We start from the raw sequence: 1685 nt of genomic DNA, 5'->3' as shown, positions 1-1685 counted from the left end.
CAAAGCAAAAAACCCCAGTCATATCTGACTGGGGTTTTCTGGGCTGTAAGAGCCTGACGATGACCTACTTTCACACGGGAACCCGCACTATCATCGGCGCAAAGTCGTTTCACTGTCCTGTTCGGGATGGGAAGGAGTGGGACCAACTTGCTATGGTCATCAGGCATAACTTGGTGCTGGGCAGTTTTTGTGAACTGCCTGGCGAATTCATAGAGTCTGGAATCAGATTTTGTGTTTTGACTGCGTCTAACTTGGCATAACAGACTTTGAGCTTCACGCTGTGAGCGTGTTGGCTATCAAAGTTATAGGGTCAAGCCGCACGAGCAATTAGTATCAGTTAGCTTAACGCATTACTGCGCTTCCACACCTGACCTATCAACGTCCTGGTCTTGAACGACTCTTTAGGGGGCTCAAGGCCCCGGCAGATCTCATCTTGAAACGAGTTTCCCGCTTAGATGCTTTCAGCGGTTATCTCTTCCACACTTAGCTACTCGGCAATGCCACTGGCGTGACAACCGATACACCAGAGGTGTGTCCACTCCGGTCCTCTCGTACTAGGAGCAGGCTTCCTCAAATCTGCAGCGCCCACGGAAGATAGGGACCAAACTGTCTCACGACGTTTTAAACCCAGCTCACGTACCTCTTTAAATGGCGAACAGCCATACCCTTGGGACCGGCTACAGCCCCAGGATGAGATGAGCCGACATCGAGGTGCCAAACACCGCCGTCGATATGAACTCTTGGGCGGTATCAGCCTGTTATCCCCAGAGTACCTTTTATCCGTTGAGCGATGGCCCTTCCATACAGAACCACCGGATCACTATGTCCTGCTTTCGCATCTGCTCGACTTGTCAGTCTCGCAGTTAAGCACGCTTATGCCATTGCACTATCGTCACGATGTCCGACCGTAACTAGCGTACCTTCGAACTCCTCCGTTACGCTTTGGGAGGAGACCGCCCCAGTCAAACTGCCTACCATGCACTGTCCCCGATCCAGATAATGGACCTAGGTTAGAACCTCAAACACACCAGGGTGGTATTTCAACGTTGGCTCCATGAGAACTAGCGTCCTCACTTCAAAGCCTCCCACCTATCCTACACAGATCTGTTCAAAGTCCAATACAAAGCTACAGTAAAGGTTCATGGGGTCTTTCCGTCTTTCCGCGGGGAGATTGCATCATCACAAACATTTCAACTTCGCTGAGTCTCAGGAGGAGACAGTGTGGCCATCGTTACGCCATTCGTGCAGGTCGGAACTTACCCGACAAGGAATTTCGCTACCTTAGGACCGTTATAGTTACGGCCGCCGTTTACTGGGACTTCAATCAAGAGCTTGCACCCCATCATTTAATCTTCCAGCACCGGGCAGGCGTCACACCCTATACGTCCACTTTCGTGTTTGCAGAGTGCTGTGTTTTTATTAAACAGTCGCAGCCACCGATTTTTTGCAACCCCGTTGGGCTCCCTCTGTACGAGTTCACCTACTTGGGGCATACCTTCTCCCGAAGTTACGGTATCAATTTGCCGAGTTCCTTCTCCTGAGTTCTCTCAAGCGCCTTAGAATACTCATCTCGCGCACCAGTGTCGGTTTGCGGTACGGTCGTCAATAGCTGAAGCTTAGTGGCTTTTCCTGGAAGCAGGGTATCACTCACTTCGTCTGCAAGCAGACTCGTTATCACCCCTCAT

Annotated in this window: 2 rRNA genes (1 of these 2 cut by a window edge); both read right to left on the bottom strand. The window is 51.0% G+C overall.

The window, feature by feature from the left end:
• Positions 1-51: 51 nt before the first annotated feature.
• Positions 52-164, bottom strand: a 5S ribosomal RNA gene (rrf, locus tag ASC83_RS11240).
• Between the two features lie 142 nt (positions 165-306).
• A 23S ribosomal RNA gene (locus ASC83_RS11235) occupies positions 307-1685 on the bottom strand (it continues 1500 nt past the right edge of the window).

Origin of the sequence: Acidovorax sp. Root402 (genome assembly GCF_001425125.1) — a bacterium.
GTDB lineage: Bacteria > Pseudomonadota > Gammaproteobacteria > Burkholderiales > Burkholderiaceae_C > Acidovorax > Acidovorax delafieldii.
This window is presented reverse-complemented; position numbering and strand designations above follow the sequence as displayed.